Below are 18,597 nucleotides of genomic sequence, written 5' to 3' on the forward strand. Positions count from 1 at the left end.
GAACTGAGGACACACGTGCTCGACGTCAACTTCTTCGACGAGCTTCGCATCGGTCTGGCCACCGCGGAGGACATCCGCCAGTGGTCGCACGGCGAGGTGAAGAAGCCCGAGACCATCAACTACCGCACCCTCAAGCCGGAGAAGGACGGGCTCTTCTGCGAGAAGATCTTCGGCCCGACCCGTGACTGGGAGTGCTACTGCGGGAAGTACAAGCGCGTCCGCTTCAAGGGCATCATCTGCGAGCGCTGCGGCGTCGAGGTCACTCGCGCCAAGGTGCGCCGTGAGCGGATGGGCCACATCGAGCTGGCCGCGCCGGTCACCCACATCTGGTACTTCAAGGGCGTCCCGAGCCGGTTGGGCTACCTGCTCGACCTGGCCCCCAAGGACCTCGAGAAGATCATCTACTTCGCCGCGTACGTCATCACGTCGGTGAACAAGGACCTGCGCCACGAGGACATGTCCAATCTCGAGAACGAGATGGTCGTGGAGCGGCGCAAGGTCGAGCAGGAGCGCGACGTCGAGCTGGAGAAGCGCGCCCAGAAGCTCGAGGCCGACATCGCCGAGCTGGAGGCGGAGGGCGCCAAGAGCGACGTCCGCCGCAAGGTCAAGGAGGGTGGCGAGCGCGAGATGCGCCAGCTCCGCGACCGGGCCCAGCGCAAGCTGGACCAGCTCGAGGAGATCTGGAGCACCTTCACCAAGCTCGACGTGCAGCAGCTCATCGCGGACGAGACCCTCTACCGCGAGCTGTACGACCGCTACGGCGACTACTTCACCGGGGCGATGGGCGCCGAGGCGATCCAGACCCTGCTGCAGAACTTCGACATCCCGGCCGAGGCGGAGAACCTCCGCGAGACCATCCGCTCCGGCAAGGGCCAGAAGAAGCTGCGCGCGCTCAAGCGGCTCAAGGTCGTGGCGGCGTTCCAGGTCACCGGCAACAGCCCGATGGGCATGGTGCTGGACTGCGTCCCGGTCATCCCGCCGGACCTGCGCCCGATGGTGCAGCTCGACGGTGGCCGCTTCGCCACGTCCGACCTGAACGACCTGTACCGCCGCGTGATCAACCGGAACAACCGGCTCAAGCGGCTGATCGACCTCGGCGCGCCCGAGATCATCGTCAACAACGAGAAGCGGATGCTGCAGGAGGCCGTCGACGCGCTGTTCGACAACGGCCGCCGCGGCCGGCCGGTCACCGGCCCGGGCAACCGCCCGCTCAAGTCGCTGTCCGACCTGCTCAAGGGCAAGCAGGGCCGGTTCCGGCAGAACCTGCTGGGCAAGCGCGTCGACTACTCCGGCCGTTCGGTCATCGTGGTCGGCCCGCAGCTGAAGCTGCACCAGTGCGGCCTGCCCAAGCAGATGGCGCTGGAGCTGTTCAAGCCGTTCGTGATGAAGCGCCTGGTCGACCTGAACCACGCGCAGAACATCAAGTCCGCCAAGCGGATGGTCGAGCGCGGCCGCTCGCAGGTGTGGGACGTGCTCGAAGAGGTCATCTCCGAGCACCCGGTGCTGCTCAACCGCGCGCCGACCCTGCACCGGCTGGGCATCCAGGCCTTCGAGCCGCAGCTGGTCGAGGGCAAGGCGATCCAGCTGCACCCGCTGGTCTGCGAGGCCTTCAACGCCGACTTCGACGGCGACCAGATGGCCGTGCACCTGCCGCTGTCGGCCGAGGCGCAGTCCGAGGCCCGCGTGCTGATGCTGTCGTCGAACAACATCCTGTCCCCGGCGTCGGGCCGGCCGCTGGCCATGCCCCGCCTGGACATGGTCACCGGCCTGTACCACCTCAGCCGCGAGCGCCCCGGCGCGAACGGCGAGGGCCAGGTCTTCTCCTCGCTCGCCGAGGCGATCATGTCCTACGACCGGCGCGCGCTGCACCTGCAGGCGCCGATCAGGATCCGGCTGCAGGGGGTCACCCCGCCGGCGAACATCGCCGCGGAGCTGGGCTGGGAGCCGGGTCAGCCGTGGCTGGCCCAGACCACCCTGGGTCGGGTGCTGTTCAACGAGCTGCTCCCGGCGGACTACCCGTTCGTCAACGAGCCGCTGCCGAAGAAGCGCCAGGCCGCGATCATCAACGACCTGGCCGAGCGGTACTCGATGACCGAGGTGGCCCAGGTCCTGGACCGCCTCAAGGACGCCGGCTTCTACTGGGCCACCCGGTCCGGTGTCACCATGGCGATCTCCGACGTGGTCGTGCCGCCGAACAAGCAGCAGATCCTCGACGGCTACGAGGCCAAGGCCGACCAGGTCAACAAGCGCTACCAGCGGGGCGCCCTGTCCCACCAGGAGCGCAACGACGAGATGGTCAAGATCTGGAACCAGGCGTCCGAAGAGGTCGCCCGGGCCATGGAGGCGAACTTCCCCGAGGACAACCCGATCCCGACGATCGTGAAGTCGGGCGCGGCGGGCAACATGACCCAGGTCCGGCAGCTGGCCGGTATGCGTGGTCTGGTGGCCAACCCGAAGGGCGAGTACATCCCCCGTCCGATCAAGGCCAACTTCCGCGAGGGCCTGTCGGTGCTGGAGTACTTCATCTCCACGCACGGCACCCGCAAGGGCCTGGCCGACACCGCGCTGCGGACCGCCGACTCGGGCTACCTGACCCGGCGCCTGGTCGACGTCTCCCAGGACGTCATCGTCCGCGAGGTCGACTGCGGCAGCGAGCGCAGCATCACGATGCCGGTCACCGAGGAGACCGCGGACGGGCGCCTCATCCCGCACCGCTTCATCCGGACCAGCATCTACGCCCGCTGCTCCGCCGAGGAGGTGCGCGGCCCGGACGGCGAGGTGATCGTCGCCAAGGGCGGCGACCTGGGCGACCCGGCGCTCGACGCGCTGGTCGCCGCGGGTGTCCGGCAGATCAAGGTGCGCAGCGCCCTGACCTGCCAGTCGTCCACCGGCATCTGCGGCATGTGCTACGGCCGCTCGATGGCGACCGGCAAGCTGGTCGATGTCGGCGAGGCCGTCGGCATCGTGGCCGCGCAGTCCATCGGTGAGCCCGGCACGCAGCTGACGATGCGCACCTTCCACACCGGCGGTGTGGCCGGCGACGACATCACCACCGGTCTGCCGCGCGTCACGGAGCTGTTCGAGGCCCGCGTCCCGAAGGGCAAGGCGCCCATCGCCGACGTCGACGGCCGCATCTCCATCGAGGACGGCGACCGCTTCTGGAAGATCACCCTGACCCCGGACGACGGGGCCGAGGAGATCGTCTACGAGAAGCTGTCGAAGCGGCAGTGGCTGGCGATGACCGTGGTCGACGGCCAGGAGCGCCCGCTCGCGGACGGCGACCACGTGCACGTCGGGCAACTGCTGCTGGAGGGCACCGCCGACCCGCACGAGGTGCTGCGCGTCATGGGTCCGCGCGAGGTGCAGCTGCACCTGGTCCGCGAGGTCCAGAAGGTGTACCGCACCCAGAGCGTGGACATCCACGACAAGCACATCGAGGTGATCGTCCGGCAGATGCTGCGCCGGGTCACGATCATCGACTCGGGCGCCACGGAGTTCCTGCCGGGCGCGCTGGCCGAGCGGGGCGACTTCGAGGCGCAGAACCGCCGCGTCGTCGCCGAGGGCGGCGAGCCCGCCTCCGGCCGCCCGGTCCTGATGGGGATCACGAAGGCCTCGCTGGCCACGGAGTCGTGGCTGTCCGCGGCCTCGTTCCAGGAGACCACCCGGATCCTCACCGATGCCGCGATCAACGGGAAGCGCGACAAGCTCGTCGGGCTGAAGGAGAACGTGATCATCGGCAAGCTGATCCCGGCCGGCACCGGGATCAACCGCTACCGCAACATCCAGGTCCAGCCCACGGAGGACGCCCGCACGGCGGCCTACGCGCTGCCGAGCTACGACGACGGCTACTACAGCCCCGACGTGTTCGGCACGGGCACCGGCGCCGCGGTGCCGCTGGACGACTACGACTTCGGCCGCGACTACCGCTGAGGTAGCCGCCCGGAGGTCCCTCGACGGGGCCGGTCACCGCTCTCCCGTGGCGGTGGCCGGCCCCGTCGGCGTGTCCGGACACGAGCGAACGGCGCGTTGAGCCAACGTGCGTGGCCGGCCGCGCCGCTCGGTCCCGAACAGCACTGACGCCGAGCGAGCGGCGCGTCGGGCCAACCTGGTTGAGCTAGTGCACCGTTCGCTCAGGGCGGTGGGTTGTCCACATTCGCGGAGTTGTCCACAGGAGCGCGGATGACGGGGGTGCGGTCAGGCGGCCCCGCTCACCATCGCGGGCATGACTCCTCCACGGATCGATGACGTCGCCGCCTTCTTCGGCAGCCACGTGGTGAGGGCGAGGGCGCTGCACCAGTGCGGCTTCGCCCGCAGCACCGTCACCTACCGGTGCCGCAGCGGCGGCCCGTGGCAGTTGCTGCTGCCCGGGATCGTCCTGCTCCACAACGGGCCGCCCACTCGCGCCGACCGGCGTCGCGCAGCTCTGCTGTACTGCGGCGAGCGGGAGGGTGGGCCGCCGGGGCGGGGGTGCCGGGCGGTGCTCACCGGGCTGGACGCGCTCGAGCTGCACGGGATGCGTCGCATGCCCAGCCCGTCGGGGCCGGTGCACGTCCTGGTCCTCGCCGAAGTGCGACGAGCGGGTTGCGGGCGGTTGCTCGTCGAGCGCACCGAGCGGCTGCCCGATCCCGGGAGCGCGCGGTGGCCGATCGCCCCGGTGGCGCGGGCGGCGCTGGACTTCTCGCGCCGCAGCCGCGACCGGAGTGTCGTGCGGGCGCTGCTGGCGGAAGCCGTGCAGCGCGGGCTGTGCGACGTGCCGGAGTTGGTCGCGGAGCTCGAAGCCGGGAGCGGTCGGGGGAGCGCGCTGCCGCGGGAGGTCCTCGCGGAGGTGGGTGCGGGCGTGCGGTCGCCCGCCGAGGCGGAGGCCCGGGCGCTGGTGCTGCGCAGCGGGTTGCCCGAGCCGTTGTGGAACCCGCGCCTGCACGACGAGCGTGGCCGCTTCCTGGCGATGCCCGACGCCTGGTTCGGCGACGTGGGCCTGGCGTGGGAGATCGACTCGCTGGAGTGGCACCTCGGGCCGAGCGACTACGCCGCCACCGTCGACCGCCGCAACCGGTTGATGACCGCCGGCGCGGTTGTGGTGCACCACCTGCCCCGCGATGTGCGGCACCATCCGGCCCGGGTACTCGCCGATCTCCGCGCGAACTACGCTCGCGCGGCTCAGCGGCCCCTCCCCGTACTGCATGCCGTCTGACCGGATGCCTGCGAGCGAACGGCGCGTTGGGCCAATGCGGTTGGCCGGACGCGCCGTCCGCTCAACGCGGTGGGGCGCGGGCGGCTCACCCGGCGGCGAAGGCGGCCCAGCGGCCGCACATCTCGTCGGGGCTGGGGAGGTCGAGCGTCACCAGGGCCGTGTGCCGATCATGCGCGGCGGCTCGGCCGTCCCGTCGAAGGGGCGGGGTCGTCGGTGCGGGGGTAGGCGTCGAGGGTGACGGCGTTGGCCGCGCCGCCGACGATGCGGCGGAACAGGCCCTCCATGGGCCGGCTCGACAGCACCTTGTAGGTGCGGTTGCGGCGGCGGATCTTCCGGTCCGTCGGCGGGGCGAGGAACTCGCCGGCGCCCTTGGCCTGCCACCGCCCCTTCGCCGCCGCCTTGGCCAGGACGTCCTGGTAGCGGGCGAAGGCGGTGGTGTGGTCGCCGCCGGCGGCGTCGAGCTCCGCGGCCAGGACGTAGGCGCCCATCATGGCCAGCCCGGTCCCGGAGCCGCCCGGGCCGGCGCACCAGGCGGCGTCGCCGAGCAGGGCCACGCGGCCGGACGACCAGCGTTCGAGGTTGATCTGCTCCAGCGGGTCGAAGTACAGGTCGGTGGCGTCGTCGCGCAGCGACTCGAGCAGCCGCTGGGTCTCCCAGCCGACGCCGGCGAAGTGCGTGGCCACGACCTCGCGCACCTGGGCGGTGTCGTGGCGGTCGTGGTCGAGGCGGTCGGCCTTGAACACCAGCCCCACGTCGAGCACCGACCGGTCGCGTCCGCTGCTGACCATGACGGCCCGGCCGGGCTCGTTGTAGAGCAGCCCGGCGTGGTCCAGCCCGAGGTGGTTCGGTGCCCGGAAGCCCGCCGAGTAGTAGCCGTTGAAGGTGGCGAACCGCGACTCGGGGCCGAAGGCGAGCGCGCGCACTCCCGAGTGCATCCCGTCGGCCCCGACCACCAGGTCGAAGCGGCGGGCGGGGGAGCGCCGGAACTCGACGTCGACGGCGTCGCCGGTGTCGGACAGGGCGGTGACGGCGTCGCCGAACACGTACTCGACGTCGTCGCGGGTGCCGTCGTGGAGGATCCGGGCCAGGTCGCCGCGGGCGATCTCGACCTCGCCGCTGAAGAACACCGACGGCATCTCGACGACCGGGCGCCCGGCGGCGTCGACGATCGTCTGGGTGCCCATCCCGGTCTCGCGGGCCCGGACCTCGTCGGTGATGCCCATCCGGTCCAGCAGCTCCATCTGCGCGCCCCGGAAGTCGACGCCGTGCCCGCCGTCGCGCAGCGCGGGCGCCTGCTCGACGACGGTGACCTCGGTGCCGCGGCGGGCCAGCCAGTGGGCGAGCGTCGGGCCGGCGATGCTCGCGCCGGAGACCAGGACCTTCGTGCCGTTCATGCGGACCCCCTCGATTCGGTGGGGTCGACGATGGCACGGGCTTGCACGCTTGGTCAATCCAAATGGTCAAACCAAGCGGCTCAACCATCTGGTCAAGCCGTCGGCTAGGGTGGGGCGCATGGGCAACCGGGAGGACCTGCTGGCCGGAGCGGCGCAGTGCCTGCGCGAGCGCGGCTGGGCCCGCACGACCGTGCGCGACATCGCCGCCGCGGCGGGCGTCAGCCACGCCGCCATCGGCTACCACTTCGGCTCGCGCGACGCCCTGCTGATCGCGGCGTTCGTGCGCGCGATGGAGGAGTGGGGCGACGAGGTCGCCCGGGCGATGACCGCCGCCGGCGCGCACGGGTCCGACGACCCCGCGGTGGCCGGCTGGGTCGAGATGGTCACGTCGTTCCGCGAGCAGCGGCACCTGTGGATGGCGTCGATCGACGCGTTCGTGCAGGCCGAGCACACCCCCGAGCTGCGCGAGCGGCTGGCCGACGCCCAGCAGGAGGGCAGGCGCGGCTCGGCGGCAGGCCTGATCGGGGTGCCCGAGTCCGAGGTTCCCGACGACGTGGTCCGCTCGGTCGGCTCGGTGCAGATGGCCCTGATCTCCGGCGTGGCGATGCAGTGGCTCATCGACCCGGAGCGCGCGCCGTCGGGTGCGGACGTCGTCGCCGGGCTGCGGGCGCTGGCCGCCGCGGTGGGTCCGGCGCCGTCCGACATCGCTTGATCCACAGCCCTGCGCGGGGGTCCGCACCGCCCTGCGGGTGCGGGGCGGTTGCCCGGCGTGACGCGCCGGAATGCCAGCGGTCACACCGGTGTTGTACCGGTGGATCACCGAGGAGTCCGCGACGAGCGGGCGCCCCGGAGCGCTGAACGGGCGGGTCCCCTTGCGGAGCGCACGTCCTTGCGGCACCCTGCCCGTACCGGCAGGCGCCGACCGAGGACCCGTTTTGACCCCCTTTCGGAGGGCCGGGTACTCTGTGGTCTTGCGCTCGACTACGGTCGGGCCGATCCGCGTGCCTACGCGCCTGTGGATGCCCGCACCGTGGTGCGTGCCCACCGGCGCCTGGGGCCCGCGGGCCCCCAGGCCCTCCGCGAGGTTTCGACATCGTGTGGTGCCCACGGCGGCGACACGCCCGACCTCGGGTACCGAGCACGACCCCCAGTACGAGACCCACAGCAGTTCCGATAGAGCACACCGACGGGAAGAAGTAGACGGTTCATGCCCACGATCCAGCAGCTGGTCCGCAAGGGCCGTCAGGACAAGGTCGGCAAGACCAAGACCGCCGCGCTGAAGGGGAGCCCCCAGCGCCGAGGGGTGTGCACCCGCGTGTACACCACGACGCCCAAGAAGCCGAACTCGGCGCTGCGCAAGGTCGCCCGCGTCCGGCTCAGCAGCGAGATCGAGGTCACCGCCTACATCCCCGGTGAGGGCCACAACCTGCAGGAGCACTCGATCGTTCTGGTCCGTGGCGGCCGGGTGAAGGACCTGCCGGGCGTCCGGTACAAGATCATCCGCGGTTCGCTGGACACCCAGGGCGTCCGCAACCGCAAGCAGTCGCGCAGCCGCTACGGCGCCAAGAAGGAGAAGAGCTAATGCCTCGCAAGGGCCCTGCGCCGAAGCGGCCGCTGGTCAGCGACCCGGTGTACAGCTCGCCGCTGGTCACCCAGCTGGTGAACAAGGTCCTCAAGGACGGCAAGCGCTCGCTGGCCGAGCGCATCGTCTACGCGGCGCTCGAGGGCACGCGCGACAAGACCGGCACCGACCCGGTGGTCACGCTCAAGCGCGCCATGGACAACGTGAAGCCGGCCCTCGAGGTCAAGAGCCGCCGCGTCGGTGGCGCGACCTACCAGGTCCCGGTCGAGGTCCGCACGGTCCGGCAGACCACGCTGGCGCTGCGCTGGCTGGTGTCGTTCGCGGCCGCACGCCGCGAGAAGACCATGGTCGACCGGCTCATGAACGAGATCCTCGACGCCAGCAACGGGCTGGGCGCCAGCGTCAAGCGGCGCGAGGACATGCACAAGATGGCGGAGTCGAACAAGGCCTTCGCCCACTACCGCTGGTGACGGGCCGATCGTCCGCGCCAACTTGTTGAGGGAGATCTGAAGTGGCACGGGACGTGCTGACGGACCTGACCAAGGTCCGCAACATCGGCATCATGGCCCACATCGACGCCGGCAAGACCACCACCACCGAGCGGATCCTGTACTACACCGGGATCAACTACAAGATCGGTGAGGTGCACGACGGCGCCGCCACGATGGACTGGATGGAGGAGGAGCAGAAGCGCGGCATCACGATCACGTCCGCCGCGACGACCTGCTTCTGGAAAGACCACCAGATCAACATCATCGACACCCCGGGGCACGTCGACTTCACCGTCGAGGTGGAGCGCAACCTGCGGGTGCTCGACGGCGCTGTCGCGGTCTTCGACGGCAAGGAGGGGGTCGAGCCGCAGTCCGAGCAGGTCTGGCGGCAGGCCACCAAGTACGACGTCCCCCGCATCTGCTTCGTCAACAAGATGGACAAGCTGGGCGCGGACTTCTACTTCACCGTCCGCACCATCCAGGACCGGCTCGCGGCCAAGCCGCTGCCGATCCAGCTGCCGATCGGCTCCGAGAACGACTTCATCGGCGTCATCGACCTGGTCGAGATGCGCGCGCTCACGTGGCGCGGCGAGGTGGCCAAGGGCGAGGACTACACCGTCGAGGAGATCCCGGCCGACCTGGCCGACCGCGCCGCGGAGTACCGCACGGCGCTGGTCGAGGCCGTGGCCGAGACCGACGACGAGATGATGGAGCTCTACCTCGGTGGCGGGGAGCTGTCGGTCGACCAGATCAAGCACGGCATCCGGGAGATCGTGCGCACGCGCGCGGCCTACCCGGTCCTGTGCGGGTCCGCGTTCAAGAACAAGGGCGTCCAGCCCATGCTCGACGCGGTCATCGACTACCTGCCGGCGCCGTACGACCTGCCGCCGGTCGAGGGCACGCTGACCGACGGGGAGACCCCGGCGGTCCGCAAGCCCAGCAAGGACGAGCCGTTCTCGGCGCTCGCGTTCAAGATCGCCGCGCACCCGTTCTTCGGCAAGCTCACCTACATCCGGGTCTACTCGGGTCGGGTGGCCGCCGGTTCCCAGGTCATCAACTCGACCAAGGACCGCAAGGAGCGCATCGGGAAGATCTTCCAGATGCACGCCAACAAGGAGAACCCGGTCGATGAGGCCCTCGTCGGTCACATCTACGCGGTCATCGGGCTGAAGGACACCACGACCGGCGACACGCTCAGCGACCCGCAGGCGCCGATCGTGCTCGAGTCGATGACCTTCCCGGAGCCGGTGATCCAGGTCGCGGTCGAGCCGAAGACCAAGGCGGACCAGGAGAAGCTCTCCACGGCGATCCAGAAGCTCGCCGAGGAGGACCCGACCTTCCAGGTCTCCACCGACGAGGACTCCGGCCAGACCATCCTCGCCGGCATGGGCGAGCTGCACCTCGAGGTGCTGGTCAACCGGATGAAGAGCGACTACAAGGTCGAGGCGAACATCGGTAAGCCGCAGGTGGCCTACCGCGAGACGATCCGCAGGACCGTCGAGAAGTACAGCTACACGCACAAGAAGCAGACCGGTGGCTCCGGCCAGTTCGCCAAGGTGATCATCACCCTGGAGCCGCTGGACACCGCCGACGGTGCGCTGTACGAGTTCGAGAACAAGGTCACCGGCGGTCGCATCCCGCGGGAGTACATCCCGTCGGTCGACGCGGGTGCGCAGGACGCCATGCAGTACGGCGTGCTCGCCGGCTACCCGCTCGTCGGGGTCAAGCTGACCCTGGTCGACGGCGCCTACCACGAGGTCGACTCGTCCGAGATGGCGTTCAAGGTCGCCGGATCGATCGCCTTCAAGGAGGCCGCCCGCCAGGCCAGCCCGGCCCTGCTGGAGCCGATGATGGCCGTCGAGGTCACCACGCCCGAGGACTACATGGGCGACGTGATCGGCGACCTCAACTCTCGCCGTGGTCAGATCCAGGCCATGGAGGAGCGGGCCGGGGCGCGCGTCATCAAGGCGCTCGTGCCGCTGTCCGAGATGTTCGGCTACGTCGGCGACCTCCGGTCGCGGACCCAGGGCCGGGCGAACTACACCATGGTCTTCGACTCCTACGCGGAGGTCCCGACCAACGTGGCCAAGGAGATCATCGCCAAGGCCACCGGCGAGTAAGAGTCGCCGCCCCGCGGGCCCGGACCACCCGGGCCCGCGGTGGTACCCATCACCACAGACCTGCCGTCAGCACGGCGGAGAAGTCACAGTTCCAGGAGGATCCCCCAGTGGCGAAGGCGAAGTTCGAGCGGACCAAGCCGCACGTCAACATCGGCACGATCGGTCACATCGACCACGGCAAGACCACGCTGACGGCGGCCATCACCAAGGTCCTGCACGACAAGTACCCGACCCTGAACAAGGCGTCGGCGTTCGACCAGATCGACAAGGCTCCCGAGGAGCGCCAGCGCGGCATCACGATCTCGATCGCGCACGTCGAGTACGAGACCGAGAAGCGCCACTACGCGCACGTCGACTGCCCCGGGCACGCCGACTACATCAAGAACATGATCACCGGTGCGGCGCAGATGGACGGCGCCATCCTGGTGGTCGCGGCCACCGACGGCCCGATGCCGCAGACCCGCGAGCACGTGCTGCTGGCCCGCCAGGTCGGTGTGCCCTACATCGTGGTCGCGCTGAACAAGGCCGACATGGTCGACGACGAGGAGATCCTCGAGCTCGTCGAGCTGGAGGTCCGCGAGCTGCTGTCGTCGCAGAAGTACCCGGGCGACGACCTGCCGATCGTGCGCGTCTCCGCGCTGAAGGCGCTCGAGGGCGACGCCGAGTGGAGCGAGAAGCTGCTCGGCCTGATGGACGCGGTCGACGAGTCCATCCCGGAGCCGGAGCGCGACATCGAGAAGCCGTTCCTCATGCCCGTCGAGGACGTCTTCACCATCTCCGGCCGCGGCACCGTGGTCACCGGTCGCATCGAGCGCGGCATCGTGAAGGTCAACGAGGAGGTGGAGATCGTGGGTATCCGCGAGCCCTCCTTCAAGACCGTCACGACCTCGATCGAGATGTTCAAGAAGTTCCTGGACCAGGGCCAGGCCGGCGACAACGCCGCCCTGCTGCTGCGCGGCGTCAAGCGCGAGCAGGTCGAGCGCGGCATGGTCGTCACCAAGCCGGGCACGACCACCCCGCACACCGAGTTCGAGGCGCAGGTCTACATCCTGTCCAAGGACGAGGGCGGCCGCCACACGCCGTTCTTCAACAACTACCGCCCGCAGTTCTACTTCCGCACCACGGACGTGACGGGCGTCGTGACCCTGCCCAGCGGCACCGAGATGGTCATGCCGGGCGACAACACCAAGATGAGCGTGAAGCTGATCCAGCCCATCGCCATGGAGGAGGGCCTGCAGCTGGCCATCCGCGAGGGTGGTCGGACCGTGGGCGCCGGCCAGGTCACCAAGATCATCAAGTAGGACCCCCCGGGTCGAGGCTGCCCACCGCGGTGTGGCATCCTTGACGGGTTGCGCGTACAGGTGGGCGCACGCGGATGTTTCGTGTGCGCCCACCTGGGCGCCAGCCCCCGAGCACAGTGACCCCCCAGGGGGCACGGGTGATCCGGGGAGGGGTCTGAGGGTCGGTTGCGACACGCCCGACCTCGTGGACCGGCGCCACCTTGGACGGTACGGCCGAGCACAGCTCGGTGGCGACCACCTGTGCGCGTCACCCGGAGCATCCGTCAACGAGCGGCAGGAAGAGAAGGACGACCGACGACCATGGCGGGACAGAAGATCCGCATCAGGCTGAAGGCCTATGACCACGAGGCCATCGACGCCTCCGCGCGCAAGATCGTCGAGACGGTCACCCGCACGGGTGCGCGGGTCGTCGGGCCCGTGCCGCTGCCGACGGAGAAGAACGTCTACTGCGTCATCCGCTCGCCGCACAAGTACAAGGACTCGCGCGAGCACTTCGAGATGCGCACCCACAAGCGGCTGATCGACATCCTCGACCCGACGCCGAAGACGGTCGACGCGCTCATGCGCATCGACCTGCCGGCCTCGGTCGACGTGAACATCCAGTAGGGCTTGGACTGATGACCGAGAGGCAGATCACCGGGATCCTGGGCACCAAGCTCGGGATGACCCAGGTCTTCGACGAGAACAACCGGGTGGTTCCCGTCACCGTGGTCCAGGCGGGCCCGAACGTGGTGACGCAGGTCCGCACCCCCGAGAAGGACGGCTACCGCGCCGTCCAGCTCGCCTTCGGCGCGATCGACCCGCGCAAGGTGAACAAGCCGCGCACCGGCCACTTCGCGAAGGCCGGCACCACGCCGCGCCGCCACGTCGTCGAGCTGCGCACCTCCGACGCCGGCGAGTACGAGGTCGGCCAGGAGATCGGCGCCGACGTCTTCGCCGCCGGCGCGCTGGTCGACATCGTCGGCACCAGCAAGGGCAAGGGCACCGCGGGTGTCATGAAGCGCCACGGCTTCAAGGGCCTCGGCGCCAGCCACGGCACCCAGCGCAAGCACCGCTCGCCGGGTTCCATCGGCGGCTGCGCCACCCCGGGCCGGGTCTTCAAGGGCCTGCGCATGGCCGGTCGGATGGGCAACGCCCGCACGACCACCCAGAACCTCACCGTGCACGGCGTCGACTCCAGCAACGGGCTGCTGCTCATCAAGGGTGCCGTCCCCGGCCCCAAGGGCGGCCTGCTGCTGGTCAAGAGTGCCGCGAAGGGTGGTGCCTGAGCATGACCACCAGCCTGGAGAAGAAGAGCTCCGTCGAGCTCCCCGAGCACGTCTTCGACGTGCCCGCGAACATCCCGCTGATGCACCAGGTCGTCACCGCCCAGCTGGCGGCGGCCCGCCAGGGCACGCACTCCACCAAGACCCGCGGTGACGTCCGCGGCGGTGGCAAGAAGCCCTACCGGCAGAAGGGCACCGGACGCGCCCGCCAGGGCTCGACCCGCGCGCCGCAGTTCACCGGTGGTGGCGTGGTCCACGGGCCGCAGCCCCGCGACTACTCGCAGAAGACCCCCAAGAAGATGAAGGCCGCCGCCCTCCGCGGCGCGCTGTCCGACCGCGCCCGCCACGGCCTCGTGCACGTGGTCCCGGGCCTGGTCGACGGCGAGACCCCGTCGACCAAGAAGGCGCGCACCGCCCTGGTCGACCTGGTCGGTGCCGACGTCCGCGCGCTGGTCGTGCTGGGTCGCGAGGACGTGGTCAGCTGGCTGAGCCTGCGCAACCTGCCCACCGTGCACCTCATCGAGCCGGGCCAGCTCAACACCTACGACGTGCTCGTCAACGACGTCGTCGTGTTCACCGAGGACGCGCTGAACGACTTCCTCGAGGGCCCCATCGGGACCCCGGGCAAGCGGTCGGCGAAGGCCTCCGCCCGCGAGGGTGAGGTCGTCGAGGGCACGGAGACCAAGTACGGCTCGCAGAGCCACGCGCCGCTGGCCGACGGTTCGCAGCCGGAGGGCTTCCCGGTCAAGGGCAACGAGGACTCGATGCTCTACCACGTGCCGGGCAGCTCGTTCTACGCGCGCACCGTCGCCGAGGTGTGGTTCACCGACGCCGAGGCGGCCGAAGCGGCGGGGTTCTCCCTGCCGCCGTCCCAGCGCGCCGAGAAGAAGGCCGCTGACCAGATCACGGAGGAGGAGGAATGATCCCGGATCCGCGGGACATCCTGCTCGCGCCGGTGGTCTCGGAGAAGAGCTACGGCCTGCTCGAGGAGCGGCAGTACACCTTCGTCGTGCACCCCGACGCGAACAAGACCCAGATCAAGATCGCGGTCGAGAAGGTGTTCGGCGTCAAGGTGCTCAGCGTGAACACCCTGAACCGCCCCGGGAAGCGCAAGCGCTCCCGCACCGGCTACGGGAAGCGCAAGGACACCAAGCGCGCGATCGTCACGCTCTCCCAGGAGAGCCGGACGATCGACGTGTTCGGCGGCCGGGCGAGCTGAGGGGCTGACCAATGGGCATCCGCAAGTACAAGCCGACGACGCCGGGCCGCCGCGGCTCCAGCGTCTCCGACTTCGCCGAGATCACCCGGTCCACGCCGGAGAAGTCGCTGATCCGCCCCCTGCACAGCAAGGGCGGTCGCAACGTGCACGGGCGGGTCACCACCCGGCACCAGGGCGGTGGGCACAAGCGCGCCTACCGGCTGATCGACTTCCGGCGCAACGACAAGGACGGGGTGCCGGCCAAGGTCGCGCACATCGAGTACGACCCGAACCGCACCTCGCGGATCGCGCTGCTGCACTACGCCGACGGCGAGAAGCGCTACATCATCGCGCCGGCCCGGCTCAAGCAGGGCGACCGCGTCGAGTCGGGGCCGCGCGCGGACATCAAGGTGGGCAACAACCTGCCGCTGCGCAACATCCCGACCGGCACCGTGGTGCACGCGATCGAGCTCCGCCCCGGTGGCGGCGCCAAGATCGCCCGCTCGGCGGGCGCCGGCGTCCAGCTGGTCGCCAAGGACGGGCCGTACGCGCAGCTGCGCATGCCGTCCGGCGAGATCCGCAACGTCGACGTGCGCTGCCGCGCCACCGTCGGCGAGGTCGGCAACGCCGAGCACTCCAACATCAACTGGGGCAAGGCGGGCCGCATGCGGTGGAAGGGCAAGCGCCCGACCGTCCGCGGTGTCGCCATGAACCCGGTCGACCACCCGCACGGTGGTGGTGAGGGCAAGACCTCCGGTGGTCGCCACCCGGTCAACCCCGCGGGCAAGCCAGAGGGCCGCACCCGCCGCACCAAGCCGTCCGACAAGTTGATCGTCCGCCGCCGGCGTACCGGCAAGAAGCGCTGAGCAGGGAGGTAACCAATGCCGCGCAGCCTGAAGAAGGGCCCGTTCGTGGACGACCACCTGCTCAAGAAGGTGGACGCCCTCAACGAGTCGGGCAAGAAGACCGTCATCCGGACCTGGTCCCGTCGGTCCACCATCATCCCCGACATGATCGGCCACACGATCGCGGTGCACGACGGCCGCAAGCACGTGCCGGTCTTCGTGTCGGACTCGATGGTCGGCCACAAGCTGGGGGAGTTCGCCCCCACGCGGACCTTCCGGGGCCACATCAAGGACGACCGCAAGGCACGTAGGCGCTAGAGCGGGTCGGAAGAGCAGAGGAGAGATTCATGGCTGTCACAGCCGAGAGCTCTGCCGCCGCGCCCGTTCGGGCGCGCGCGGTGGCGCGGTACGTGCGCATGTCGCCGACGAAGGTGCGGCGGGTACTGGCCCTGGTGAAGGGCCGCCCGCTGCAGGAGGCTCTGGACATCCTGCGGTTCTCGCCGCAGGCCGCCGCCGAGCCGGTCTACAAGGTCATCGCCAGTGCCGCGGCGAATGCCGAGAACAACCTCGACATCGACCGCGACACGCTGGTGGTGTCGATGGTGACCGCCGACGAGGGCCCGACGCTCAAGCGCATCCGGCCGCGCGCCCAGGGGCGCGCCTACCGGATCCGCAAGCGGACGAGCCACATCACCGCAGAGGTCGAGTCCGTCCCGGAGAAGTCCGGCGGCCGGGGCGCCCGCGGTGCGAAGGGGAGGGCCCGCTAATGGGTCAGAAGATCAACCCGCACGGTTTCCGGCTCGGGATCACCACCGACTGGAAGTCGCGCTGGTACGCCGACAAGCAGTACTCCGAGTACGTCAAGGAGGACGTCGAGATCCGCCGCATGCTCTCCAAGGGCATGGAGCGGGCCGGCATCTCCAAGGTCGAGATCGAGCGCACCCGCGACCGGGTGCGGGTCGACATCCACACCGCCCGGCCGGGCATCGTCATCGGCCGCCGCGGCGCGGAGGCCGACCGGATCCGCGGCAATCTCGAGAAGCTGACCAAGAAGCAGGTCCAGCTGAACATCCTCGAGGTCAAGAACGCCGAGTCCGACGCCCAGCTGGTGGCGCAGGGCGTGGCCGAGCAGCTGTCCAACCGGGTGGCGTTCCGCCGCGCGATGCGCAAGGCCATCCAGTCGGCCATGCGCTCGCCGCAGGTCAAGGGCATCCGGGTGCAGTGCTCCGGTCGCCTCGGCGGCGCCGAGATGTCCCGCTCGGAGTTCTACCGCGAGGGTCGCGTCCCGCTGCACACGCTGCGCGCCGACATCGACTACGGCCTGTTCGAGGCCCGCACCTCCTTCGGCCGCATCGGCGTGAAGGTGTGGATCTACAAGGGCGACGTGGTCGGCGGCCGCCGCGAGGGTGCGCCGGCTTCGGCCCCCAGCGCGGACCGCGCGCCGCGGCGCGAGCGTCCGCAGCGCCGCCGCTCGGGCTCCTCGGGCACCACCGGCAGCGGCACCACCGAGGCCGGTCGGGCCGCCGCCGAGAACTCCGGGGCGAACCAGGGCGGGATCGCCACCATCGAGGCCGACCAGGCCGCGCAGGGCGGGGAGAGCTGAGCCGTGTTCATCCCGCGCAAGGTCAAGCACCGCAAGCAGCACCGGCCGCACCGCACCGGTGCGTCCACCGGCGGCACGCGCGTCACCTTCGGCGAGTTCGGCATCCAGGCGCTGGAGCCGGCCTACGTGACGAACCGGCAGATCGAGTCCGCCCGTATCGCCATCAACCGGCACATCCGCCGCGGTGGCAAGGTCTGGATCAACGTCTTCCCGGACCGCCCGCTGACCAAGAAGCCGGCCGAGACCCGCATGGGGTCCGGCAAGGGTTCGCCCGAGAAGTGGATCGCGAACGTGAAGCCGGGTCGGGTGCTGTTCGAGATGAGCTACCCGAACGAGCAGACCGCCCGCGAGGCGCTGCGCCGGGCGATCCACAAGCTGCCCATGAAGTGCCGGATCGTGACCCGTGAGGGTGGTGACATCTGATGGCCACGACGACCGCGGCCGAGCTGCGCGAGCTCACCGACGAGGAGCTCACGCTCCGGGTCCGGGAGGCCAAGGAGGAGCTGTTCAACCTCCGCTTCCAGATGGCGACCGGGCAGCTGGACAACAACCGGCGGCTGCGTACCGTCCGGCACGACATCGCGCGGATCTACACGATCATGCGCGAGCGCGAGCTGGGCCTCTCGGCCGCCCCCGACGACAACGACGAGGGTGCGGCATGAGTGAGAACGCGACCCGCGGGGAGCGGAAGGTCCGCGAGGGCTACGTCGTGTCCGACAAGATGGACAAGACGATCGTGGTCACACTCGAGGACCGCGTGAAGCACCCGCTGTACGGCAAGGTCATCCGCCGGACGAGCAAGGTCAAGGCGCACGACGAGGCCAACACGGCCGGCGTCGGCGACCGCGTCCGGCTGATGGAGACCCGCCCGCTGTCGGCCAGCAAGCGCTGGCGGCTGGTGGAGATCCTGGAGAAGGCGAAGTGATCCAGCAGGAGTCGCGGCTGCGCGTCGCCGACAACACCGGTGCCAAGGAGATCCTGTGCATCCGGGTGCTGGGCGGTTCGGCGCGTCGGTACGCGGGCATCGGCGACACCATCGTCGCCACCGTGAAGGACGCCATCCCGGCTGCCGGGGTGAAGCGCGGTGACGTGGTCAAGGCCGTCATCGTGCGCACGGTCAAGGAGCGGCGCCGTCCCGACGGCAGCTACATCCGGTTCGACGAGAACGCCGCTGTGCTGATCAAGGACAACGGTGAGCCGCGGGGTACCCGCATCTTCGGCCCGGTCGGTCGCGAACTCCGCGACCGCCGGTTCATGAAGATCATCTCGCTGGCCCCGGAGGTGCTCTGACATGAAGATCAAGAAGGGCGACACCGTGCAGGTGATCGCCGGCAAGGACAAGGGCGCGAAGGGCAAGGTCATCCACGCCTACCCCGACCGCGACCGGGTCCTGGTCGAGGGCGTGAACCGGATCAAGAAGCACACCCGGGTCAGCCAGAACCAGCGCGGCGCGCAGTCCGGCGGCATCGTCACGCAGGAGGCCGCGATCCACGTCTCCAACGTGATGCTGGTCGACGGCGACGGCAAGCCGACCCGCGTCGGCAAGAAGGTCGGCGAGGACGGCAAGCGCGTGCGGGTCTCCAAGCGTTCCGGGAAGGAGATCTGAG

The 18,597-nt window shown here is 70.0% G+C and carries 21 protein-coding genes; 20 read left to right on the forward strand and 1 reads right to left on the reverse strand.

Translation table 11 applies throughout. The features are described from left to right. Positions 1 to 15: 15 nt before the first annotated feature. Both KIK08_RS06825 and KIK08_RS06830 read left to right on the forward strand, forming a co-directional pair. Positions 16 to 3,930 carry a DNA-directed RNA polymerase subunit beta' gene (locus KIK08_RS06825; RefSeq protein ID WP_214402151.1) on the forward strand — a complete coding sequence of 1,305 codons (3,915 nt, stop codon included), beginning with the start codon at positions 16 to 18 and terminating at the stop codon, positions 3,928 to 3,930. Positions 3,931 to 4,222: 292 nt separating this feature from the next. Next, positions 4,223 to 5,191, forward strand: coding sequence for a hypothetical protein (locus tag KIK08_RS06830; protein ID WP_250556468.1), 969 nt, complete (start codon positions 4,223 to 4,225; stop codon positions 5,189 to 5,191). 167 nt (positions 5,192 to 5,358) lie between these two features. Here the strand turns inward: KIK08_RS06830 and KIK08_RS06835 are convergent, their stop codons facing one another. After that, complete coding sequence (locus KIK08_RS06835) at positions 5,359 to 6,585, reverse strand: FAD-dependent monooxygenase (protein ID WP_214402152.1); 1,227 nt, start codon at positions 6,583 to 6,585, stop codon at positions 5,359 to 5,361. Between the two features lie 118 nt (positions 6,586 to 6,703). Between KIK08_RS06835 and KIK08_RS06840 the strand changes: the two genes are divergently transcribed. The 18 genes from KIK08_RS06840 (at position 6,704) to rplX (ending at position 18,596) form a co-directional block, all read left to right on the forward strand. Further along, positions 6,704 to 7,297, forward strand: a complete 594-nt coding sequence (locus KIK08_RS06840; protein ID WP_214402153.1) for a TetR/AcrR family transcriptional regulator — start codon at positions 6,704 to 6,706, stop codon at positions 7,295 to 7,297. A gap of 495 nt (positions 7,298 to 7,792) precedes the next feature. After that, positions 7,793 to 8,167: a 30S ribosomal protein S12 gene (rpsL, locus tag KIK08_RS06845; protein WP_094926672.1), complete on the forward strand. Its 375-nt coding sequence runs from the start codon at positions 7,793 to 7,795 to the stop codon at positions 8,165 to 8,167. After that, positions 8,167 to 8,637, forward strand: coding sequence for a 30S ribosomal protein S7 (gene rpsG / locus KIK08_RS06850; RefSeq protein WP_214402154.1), 471 nt, complete (start codon positions 8,167 to 8,169; stop codon positions 8,635 to 8,637). Before rpsL ends, rpsG begins: the two co-directional genes overlap by 1 nt. 41 nt (positions 8,638 to 8,678) lie before the next feature. Further along, the gene (gene fusA, locus KIK08_RS06855) at positions 8,679 to 10,778 is read left to right on the forward strand and encodes an elongation factor G (protein ID WP_214402155.1); all 2,100 of its coding nucleotides are present in this window, start codon (positions 8,679 to 8,681) and stop codon (positions 10,776 to 10,778) included. A gap of 107 nt (positions 10,779 to 10,885) precedes the next feature. After that, entirely contained in the window at positions 10,886 to 12,079 is a 1,194-nt protein-coding gene (tuf, locus tag KIK08_RS06860; RefSeq protein WP_214402156.1) for an elongation factor Tu, read from the forward strand. Positions 12,080 to 12,379: 300 nt separating this feature from the next. Next, positions 12,380 to 12,685 carry a 30S ribosomal protein S10 gene (gene rpsJ / locus KIK08_RS06865; protein ID WP_003938093.1) on the forward strand — a complete coding sequence of 102 codons (306 nt, stop codon included), beginning with the start codon at positions 12,380 to 12,382 and terminating at the stop codon, positions 12,683 to 12,685. An 11-nt stretch (positions 12,686 to 12,696) separates the two neighbouring features. Continuing rightward, positions 12,697 to 13,347 (forward strand): 50S ribosomal protein L3, encoded by a 651-nt coding sequence (gene rplC, locus KIK08_RS06870; protein WP_214402157.1) that lies wholly within the window; start codon positions 12,697 to 12,699, stop codon positions 13,345 to 13,347. Between the two features lie 2 nt (positions 13,348 to 13,349). Beyond that, the gene (rplD, locus tag KIK08_RS06875; RefSeq protein WP_214402158.1) at positions 13,350 to 14,267 is read left to right on the forward strand and encodes a 50S ribosomal protein L4, sunset domain variant; all 918 of its coding nucleotides are present in this window, start codon (positions 13,350 to 13,352) and stop codon (positions 14,265 to 14,267) included. Beyond that, a complete protein-coding gene (gene rplW / locus KIK08_RS06880; RefSeq protein WP_214402159.1) occupies positions 14,264 to 14,563 on the forward strand; it encodes a 50S ribosomal protein L23 in 300 nt (99 codons plus the stop codon). The genes rplD and rplW overlap by 4 nt, the downstream gene beginning before the upstream one ends. A gap of 11 nt (positions 14,564 to 14,574) precedes the next feature. Beyond that, positions 14,575 to 15,408: a 50S ribosomal protein L2 gene (rplB, locus tag KIK08_RS06885; RefSeq protein ID WP_214402160.1), complete on the forward strand. Its 834-nt coding sequence runs from the start codon at positions 14,575 to 14,577 to the stop codon at positions 15,406 to 15,408. A 15-nt stretch (positions 15,409 to 15,423) separates the two neighbouring features. Continuing rightward, positions 15,424 to 15,705, forward strand: a complete 282-nt coding sequence (gene rpsS, locus KIK08_RS06890; protein WP_020622935.1) for a 30S ribosomal protein S19 — start codon at positions 15,424 to 15,426, stop codon at positions 15,703 to 15,705. 29 nt (positions 15,706 to 15,734) lie between these two features. Then, complete coding sequence (rplV, locus tag KIK08_RS06895; protein WP_214402161.1) at positions 15,735 to 16,154, forward strand: 50S ribosomal protein L22; 420 nt, start codon at positions 15,735 to 15,737, stop codon at positions 16,152 to 16,154. Further along, positions 16,154 to 16,990, forward strand: a complete 837-nt coding sequence (rpsC, locus tag KIK08_RS06900) for a 30S ribosomal protein S3 (protein ID WP_214402162.1) — start codon at positions 16,154 to 16,156, stop codon at positions 16,988 to 16,990. Before rplV ends, rpsC begins: the two co-directional genes overlap by 1 nt. Positions 16,991 to 16,993: 3 nt before the next feature. Beyond that, positions 16,994 to 17,413 carry a 50S ribosomal protein L16 gene (gene rplP / locus KIK08_RS06905; RefSeq protein ID WP_214402163.1) on the forward strand — a complete coding sequence of 140 codons (420 nt, stop codon included), beginning with the start codon at positions 16,994 to 16,996 and terminating at the stop codon, positions 17,411 to 17,413. Then, positions 17,413 to 17,652 carry a 50S ribosomal protein L29 gene (gene rpmC / locus KIK08_RS06910; RefSeq protein WP_214402164.1) on the forward strand — a complete coding sequence of 80 codons (240 nt, stop codon included), beginning with the start codon at positions 17,413 to 17,415 and terminating at the stop codon, positions 17,650 to 17,652. The genes rplP and rpmC overlap by 1 nt, the downstream gene beginning before the upstream one ends. Further along, positions 17,649 to 17,915: a 30S ribosomal protein S17 gene (rpsQ, locus tag KIK08_RS06915; RefSeq protein WP_214402165.1), complete on the forward strand. Its 267-nt coding sequence runs from the start codon at positions 17,649 to 17,651 to the stop codon at positions 17,913 to 17,915. The genes rpmC and rpsQ overlap by 4 nt, the downstream gene beginning before the upstream one ends. Next, entirely contained in the window at positions 17,912 to 18,280 is a 369-nt protein-coding gene (rplN, locus tag KIK08_RS06920; protein WP_214402166.1) for a 50S ribosomal protein L14, read from the forward strand. Before rpsQ ends, rplN begins: the two co-directional genes overlap by 4 nt. Before the next feature lies 1 nt (position 18,281). Next, a complete protein-coding gene (gene rplX, locus KIK08_RS06925; RefSeq protein ID WP_214402167.1) occupies positions 18,282 to 18,596 on the forward strand; it encodes a 50S ribosomal protein L24 in 315 nt (104 codons plus the stop codon). Position 18,597 lies beyond the last annotated feature (1 nt).

Origin of the sequence: Pseudonocardia lacus (assembly GCF_018531445.1) — a bacterium.
Taxonomy (GTDB): Bacteria; Actinomycetota; Actinomycetes; order Mycobacteriales; family Pseudonocardiaceae; genus Pseudonocardia; species Pseudonocardia lacus.

Excerpts from the sequence above, each read along its gene's own strand:
- rplV (WP_214402161.1), top strand. The coding sequence starts at position 15,735 with ATGGCTGTCACAGCCGAGAGCTCTGCCGCCGCGCCCGTTCGGGCGCGC.
- rpsQ (WP_214402165.1), top strand. The coding sequence starts at position 17,649 with ATGAGTGAGAACGCGACCCGCGGGGAGCGGAAGGTCCGCGAGGGCTAC.
- KIK08_RS06830 (WP_250556468.1), top strand. The coding sequence starts at position 4,223 with ATGACTCCTCCACGGATCGATGACGTCGCCGCCTTCTTCGGCAGCCAC.
- rpsJ (WP_003938093.1), top strand. The coding sequence starts at position 12,380 with ATGGCGGGACAGAAGATCCGCATCAGGCTGAAGGCCTATGACCACGAG.
- rpsS (WP_020622935.1), top strand. The coding sequence starts at position 15,424 with ATGCCGCGCAGCCTGAAGAAGGGCCCGTTCGTGGACGACCACCTGCTC.
- rpsC (WP_214402162.1), top strand. The coding sequence starts at position 16,154 with ATGGGTCAGAAGATCAACCCGCACGGTTTCCGGCTCGGGATCACCACC.
- rplB (WP_214402160.1), top strand. The coding sequence starts at position 14,575 with ATGGGCATCCGCAAGTACAAGCCGACGACGCCGGGCCGCCGCGGCTCC.
- KIK08_RS06835 (WP_214402152.1), bottom strand. The coding sequence starts at position 6,585 with ATGAACGGCACGAAGGTCCTGGTCTCCGGCGCGAGCATCGCCGGCCCG.
- KIK08_RS06840 (WP_214402153.1), top strand. The coding sequence starts at position 6,704 with ATGGGCAACCGGGAGGACCTGCTGGCCGGAGCGGCGCAGTGCCTGCGC.
- rplX (WP_214402167.1), top strand. The coding sequence starts at position 18,282 with ATGAAGATCAAGAAGGGCGACACCGTGCAGGTGATCGCCGGCAAGGAC.
- rplD (WP_214402158.1), top strand. The coding sequence starts at position 13,350 with ATGACCACCAGCCTGGAGAAGAAGAGCTCCGTCGAGCTCCCCGAGCAC.
- rpmC (WP_214402164.1), top strand. The coding sequence starts at position 17,413 with ATGGCCACGACGACCGCGGCCGAGCTGCGCGAGCTCACCGACGAGGAG.
- rpsG (WP_214402154.1), top strand. The coding sequence starts at position 8,167 with ATGCCTCGCAAGGGCCCTGCGCCGAAGCGGCCGCTGGTCAGCGACCCG.
- rpsL (WP_094926672.1), top strand. The coding sequence starts at position 7,793 with ATGCCCACGATCCAGCAGCTGGTCCGCAAGGGCCGTCAGGACAAGGTC.
- rplW (WP_214402159.1), top strand. The coding sequence starts at position 14,264 with ATGATCCCGGATCCGCGGGACATCCTGCTCGCGCCGGTGGTCTCGGAG.
- rplC (WP_214402157.1), top strand. The coding sequence starts at position 12,697 with ATGACCGAGAGGCAGATCACCGGGATCCTGGGCACCAAGCTCGGGATG.